4 protein-coding genes and 2 pseudogenes are annotated in these 5,963 nt (G+C 68.1%); 3 read left to right on the plus strand and 3 right to left on the minus strand.

The window, feature by feature from the left end:
- Together AB0H32_RS46035 and AB0H32_RS46040 are read right to left on the minus strand one after the other, a co-directional pair.
- The coding region (locus tag AB0H32_RS46035) for a tyrosine-type recombinase/integrase (protein WP_361134997.1) at positions 1-1,046 on the minus strand (1,046 nt) is incomplete at its 3' end.
- 569 nt (positions 1,047-1,615) lie between these two features.
- Positions 1,616-1,999, minus strand: a complete 384-nt coding sequence (locus AB0H32_RS46040; RefSeq protein WP_361135000.1) for a hypothetical protein — start codon at positions 1,997-1,999, stop codon at positions 1,616-1,618.
- A 72-nt stretch (positions 2,000-2,071) separates the two neighbouring features.
- Between AB0H32_RS46040 and AB0H32_RS46045 the strand changes: the two are divergent.
- Positions 2,072-2,738: pseudogene (locus AB0H32_RS46045) on the plus strand (transposase); the annotation flags it as partial.
- A 23-nt stretch (positions 2,739-2,761) separates the two neighbouring features.
- On the opposite strand, the pseudogene AB0H32_RS46050 reads toward AB0H32_RS46045, so the two are convergent.
- Positions 2,762-3,990, minus strand: a pseudogene (locus tag AB0H32_RS46050) (IS701 family transposase).
- Positions 3,991-4,311: 321 nt separating this feature from the next.
- Between AB0H32_RS46050 and AB0H32_RS46055 the strand changes: the two are divergent.
- Entirely contained in the window at positions 4,312-4,476 is a 165-nt protein-coding gene (locus AB0H32_RS46055; RefSeq protein ID WP_361135003.1) for a hypothetical protein, read from the plus strand.
- Between the two features lie 303 nt (positions 4,477-4,779).
- On the plus strand, positions 4,780-5,874 hold the full coding sequence (locus AB0H32_RS46060) for an alpha/beta hydrolase (RefSeq protein WP_361135006.1): 1,095 nt from the start codon (positions 4,780-4,782) through the stop codon (positions 5,872-5,874).
- Positions 5,875-5,963 lie beyond the last annotated feature (89 nt).

Below are 5,963 nucleotides of genomic sequence, written 5' to 3' on the forward strand. Positions count from 1 at the left end.
AGGCGCTGGAGGACGTCGCACGCGACGTCGAGGTCGGCTGCGGTCTCGCCGAAGGTATGCCGCAGCATGTGCGGATGGATGTGCCGGATGCCGGCGTCCCGGGCGAGATCCGACACAAGGTCCTGAACCCGCCGCGTGCCGAGGACCTGCCCGCCCGGCTCTCCCGTGGGACCCGGGAACGACACGAAGGCCCAAATAGCCTTGCCCGCCCCGGGGATGGTGAGGCGCTCGCGCATCCAGTCGGCGTAAAGCATCACCACGGGGCCGGGCACGGGAACGACGACGGTGCCGCGGTTCTTGTTCGCCGCCCCGCGCGGGTGACCGTCACGCTTCTTCAGGTGCAGGTGAGGGCCCAGGCTGTAGGGACAGCCCGGTACGGTACTGCCGGCCGGGACGAGGTGAATGTCCTCGCGGAGCAGGCCGACGACCTGGCCGACGCGCAGTGCGCACGCGCCGAGCAGGGCGACCATGCAGCGGTCGCGGGCGGTCTTCGTAGTGCGCAGGAGCGCGGCGAACTCCTCGTGGCTGGCCGCCGGTGCCCGGCCGGAAGCGTGACTCGGCCGTGGATCGACGCGGATGCGTGGCTCCAGGGCGAGTTTTCCTGTTGCCGGGTGCGGAGCGGTGACGAACAGGGCGTCGACCGCCTTCGCGCTGATACGGCGGAGGTCGGCCAGGTGCAGGTAGAAGCCGTGGATTGCCGCCAGGGCGGGGGCGAGCGTGGAGTCCTGCGGGAGCCGCCCTTGGCCGCGGCCGCTCGTCAGCCGGGGCGTGGTCCTCAGCTTCATCAGATAGTGCGAGAGTTCGGCGGCCGCGTGTTCCCGCGACAGGTCGTGCTCGCCGCACCAGGCATGGAAGCGCTTGAGGTGACCTGCGTACGTCTTCGTGGTCGATTCCGCGCGGGCCCGGCCGAAGCGCAGGTGGCAGAGGAAGCCGTCCATGTCCTCGACGACCGTCAAGGTGGGCCCTGCAAGAACCGTCCAGTAGGCCAGCGTGTCAGTGACCTCGACCCGCAGGATCTCGGCAGTTGGCCTGTCCGCAGTGAACACAAGCGGAATGTAGCAGCTCGATCACACAGCGAAGCAACCGATGTTGGGACTGTGCCCGAGTGCATCAAAGAGCGCATGGACGACTCGCCTCACTGGACCGCCTGCCCGCGAACGGTACAAGTCAGTCGATGCTCAGGCACGGTTCACAGAAGATTCAAGATCGGGCAGGGCGCGCTCGAGGACGGCCCTGCCGACGGACAGTCCGAACACGGCCACCCCGCTCAGGCGCGGCTCGCCGTCGGCGATATTGAGCAGTCCAAACGTCTTCTTGGCTGGGACTGTTATCCGCGCCTGTCAAGCGAACCTGCTGGTCAGCGGTACTAGAACCTTGCAGTGACGTCAGGCACGTGCGAGGTGCGCCGTGCCACCGTGGCGGCCGGCCACGCGAGGGACACCGCAACTCCGGAGGCCGCCGGCGCCGAACGGAGGCGAGATCCGCAACAGGAGGCCGCGGCGTAACTCACTGGCGCCCGTACTTGGCCAGCGCCTCACGACAGGCGGGCACGTACACGTCCCTGAGAGCTGTCCCGCAACTGCTGGCCACAGTGAGCCTGTAACGCCGACCGACGTCAGCCGAAGAGGAGGTCGACGTCCTTCTCGACGCAGAGCTGCAGGACGACCACCAGCTGGCGGGCGCCGTCGATGTGCCGTTGGAGGAGCGGGTCGATGCTTCCCTCTTGAGGCTGGTCGGAGATCTCCTGCAGGCGGGGCAGGATCGCGGCGCACTGGATCGGCGAGAGGTCGGGGCCGCCGTCGTCGGGATGATTGAGGAGTGGTGCCAGGGTGGTGGAGACATCGTTCCAGGGGCGCTGTCCACCGAAGCCGTGCATCTCGTCCAGTACGAATCCCTCGGCCTGCGCTAGCCACTGCCGGAACACTCCGAAGCCGGTATAGGACCAGGACACGTCCGGGCTGCTGGTGTCGTCGTCTCCTGGGAACAGAACGAGCCCCACGCGTCCTCCTCGTTGACCGAGCACACAGGATCGACCTCAGGAAAGGGCGACGGCAACTGAGATGATCTCGTGGTGGCTGGTGTGATCACGGCGTCGGAGTCGTCCTGGATAGGTCCGTTCACCGGGTTGAGCCTGCGTCTGTTCGGTAAGCTGATCACCGCGTTGCGGCGTGAGGGTGCCGATCCGGTGCGCAAGGGCAGGCCGTGGAGCCTGCCGCTGGAGGACCGGGTGCTGCTGGTCGCCGCGTACTGGAGCACCAATCTCTCACTGCGCCAACTCGCCCCGCTGTTCGGGGTGTCGAAGTCGGCGGCCTACCGCATCATCGACAACCTCGGCCCGGCGGTCGCGCTGCAGCAGCGCAAGCGGTTCCGCCGGGGCACCGTACTGATCGTGGACGGCACCTGGTGCCCACCCGCGACCACACCGTCGCCGAGCAGTCGAAGAATTACCGGTACTCCACCAACCACCAGGTCGTCATCGACGCCGACACCCAGCTCGTCGTCGCTGTCGGCCGGCCACTGCCGGGCAACCGCAACGACTGCAAGGCATGGGAGCTGTCCGGCGCAAAGGATGCCGTCGGCAAGACCACGGTCATCGCGGACGGCGGCTACCGGGCACCAACCTGGTCATCCCGCACCGCGGCGAACGCGGCCAGACCGAACTCCCGGCCTGGAAGGAGGAACACAGCACTTCCCATCGCAAGGTCCGCGCCCGCGTCGAGCACGCCTTCGCCCGGATGTGCGTCCAGGACCTCGTAGAGAGTCAGGTCGACGTGTGGGCTTTTGGGTCGAGGCGCCGCAGGGTGAGGAAGGCCTGGGCGGGCAGTGACGAGGGTGACGCGGTGGTGCCACCGTGCCAGGTGCGGCCCTCGAAATGGTCCAGGCCCAGGCCGTGTTTGAGTTCGCGGTAGTCGTGCTCCATCCGCCAGCGCATCTTCGTCCAACGGACCAGGTCGGCGATGGGGGTGGTGAGGGCAGGTTGGTCATCCAGTAGCCGGTCGGCTCGTCGAATTCTTCTGGCCGTTCCACCAGCAGGGTCCGCAGGGGCAGCACGCCGTTCCACCTGTTGCGTCCGCCGGCCTGTTCCTGGGCGGTGCGGTAGGCTTCCTTGCCCGACGGCCGCACCTGAAGCACCGCGAAACGGGAGGACATCGCGCCCTTGCTGCCCTGCCGCCACGTGACCGCCTCGAACACGGCGGCCGCTTCAACCAGGTCCTGCAGCGGCCGGGGCGCCTCGCGGTAGCGGGGCAGTGTCGGTGGGCCCAGTTCGCCATAAGCGGGTTGATACGACTCGGCATCGGCAGGTCGTGCGATCTCTTTGGGGTCGACGGCGGTGACGTAGGACCAGCCGCGTTTCTCCAGCGCGATCCGGAAGGAGACGCTGCGGCCGTAGCCGGCATCGGCCACGATCACCGGCACGGCCAGGCCCTGCCCGGCCAGGCGGTCCAGCAGCCCCAGAGCCAGACGCGTCTTGGACGTATGCCCGACCTCGTCAGGGATACCGGCCCGCCGGCGCCTGTAGTACCCACTGGTTCATTCCCCGGGCAGGAACAGCTCCCACCTCAGCGGGCACGATGCCGTGGCGGTGGCCGCGTGCACGCTGACCGCGACCTGGCAGTTCGCCCGCTTGCCCAACGCTCCGCAGTACTGGCGGGCCACCCCGGCCGAAGCGGTGCCGCACTTGGGAAACGACACGTCGTCGACCACCCATACCTCAGGGCGGATCGCCTCGCACAACCGCTCGGCGATCCGCCACCGCACCGGCATCCAGTCCCACGGCGACGGGTTCACGAACTGCTGCAAGGCCTGCATGCCACCGTCTGGCAGCCGCTCGGCCATCGGCTGGATCGATTTACGACGGCCGTCCGGCATCAGCCCCCACAGACAACACTCGCCCCACTGCCGCTGATTCCACCGCGGCAGCGACACCAAGACATCGGCAACGAACTGCGCTAACTCACCCCGGGGCAGCTCCACTTCCCCCAGCCTCACACCCCAAAGATGCCCGCCATCAGCCGAGATCACTCGACGTAACGAAGCACTACTAGCTAGTGCAGCGCCGCGTTGATCCTTCGGGGGTTCATGCGGCTTTGAGTGGGCTGCCGTCGTAGGTCCAGCGGTGGGGCTTGGCGTCGTGTTCGTCGTAGGCCAAGACGAAGGTGGCGCTCGACGATGCCGGCGAAGGGAACCCCGCGCCGCACGACATAGTCCCGGCGGATGACTCCGGTACCTCGCGGGGGCTACGAACGACACCAGAATGTCTACATCTATGGGCTGATTCGATACGGAGCTGCGGAACCTAGCGTCGATCCCATGAAACGCAATCGCCGTATCAGCGCTGTCGCGGTGCTGGCGCTCGCCGCCCTCGTCACCGGAACCGGCGCCGGGTTCGCCGCCACGACCACACCGTCGGCCACACCGGTGGCCACGCACGCGTTCGACACCGGGGTTGAACATCCGTGTCAGATCGTGCGCTAAGTGGTCGGCTCCGGAAGTCCTTCGGGGGTTGACGGGAGGTTCGTCAGGCGCGCACCCGGGATGGTGGTAGGGATTGCCCCAGGGCGGATACACCTGCTGACCGGGCTGCAGGCGGGTGCGGTCGTACGTAGCGTCGGCGACATGAATTCCCCATACCCAGAACGCCGTTCACGTTCCGCGTTTCGTTGGCTGAGTACCGGGATGGTCCTGGCCGGCCTGGCCGCTACGACGGTGACGGCTGGAGCCGCCTCGGCGGGCGCGGTGCCCCGAAGCGATCGCGGACGGTTGGTGTCCACTCAGCAGGTGAGCACGCGGGCAGACACCGCACCGGCCACGGCCACCGCGCCCACGCGGTCCTTCCAAGGCACGCTCCCCGCGCCGACCGGCCCCTACGCCGCCGGCGAGGACGTCATCCACCTCACCGACGCGAGCCGTCCCGACCCGTGGGTGCCGTCATCCGGCCCCCGCCAACTGACCGTCACCATGGTCTACCCGGCCGTCCCCGGGACCGGGACTCCGGCCCCTTACATGACCCTCGCCGAGGCAGCCGGAGTCATCCAGCAGCGGAAGTTGCCGGCGAGCTACGGCGTCACCCCACAGAACCTTTCCAGCGTCACCACTCACGCCTTCGACGGCGCGCGGCCGCAGAGCGGCAAGCATCCGCTGGTGGTCCTCTCACCCGCCTACGAGGACCCGCGCATGACGCTCACCTCGCTCGCGACCGACCTGGCCAGTCACGGCTACGTCGTCGCGCTCGTCGGCCACACCTACGAGGACAGCGGCGAGACGCTGGCGAACGGCCAGACGCCGCCGTGCGCGATCTGCGGTAACCCGGCGCTCGACTTCGACTCCGTCGCCGCCAGCCGCGCGCTGGACGTGTCCTTCGTGATCGACCAGTTGACGCATGGCAATACCGCGTGGCGCCTGGCACACCTCATCGACAGGCACGAGATCGGCATGGCCGGACACTCCATCGGCGGAGCGGCGGCCGCCGCCACGATGATCGCCGACCCGCGAGTACGGGCCGGAGTGAACATGGACGGCGCCTTCCACCCGGCCCCGACGCCCGGCCAGATCGACCGGCCGTTCCTCATGCTGGGCGCGGCCGCCAACCACTCGGCCGGCAGCCACGACACCACGTGGGGGCAGACCTGGGCCGCCCTCGGCGGCTACAAGAAGTGGCTGACGGTCGCCGGCGCCGACCACTTCAGCTTCGCCGACCTGGACCTGCTTCTGGAGGAGGCCGGGTTCCCGACGCCGCCCCTCTCCCCGGAACGCGGGGTGGTGATCACCCGCGAGTACGTGACAGCGTTCTTCGACCAGACGCTGAAGGGGATCCACAGTCCGCTGCTGGACGGCCCCTCGCCGAACAATCCGGAAGTACTCTTCCAGTACTAGTACTCCAGCAGTACTTCGCCATTTCTGCTGGTCAGGGTTCTGAGGGTGGGGAGTGTAGTGGTGTGGGCAGGGGCATGGAACGGTCTTTG

The sequence above is a fragment of the Streptomyces sp. NPDC020362 genome, from assembly GCF_040642095.1.
In the GTDB taxonomy this organism is placed as follows: Bacteria; Actinomycetota; Actinomycetes; order Streptomycetales; family Streptomycetaceae; genus Streptomyces.

Coding starts and splice junctions, on each gene's coding strand:
- AB0H32_RS46055 (WP_361135003.1), top strand. CDS start 4,312: ATGAAACGCAATCGCCGTATCAGCGCTGTCGCGGTGCTGGCGCTCGCC.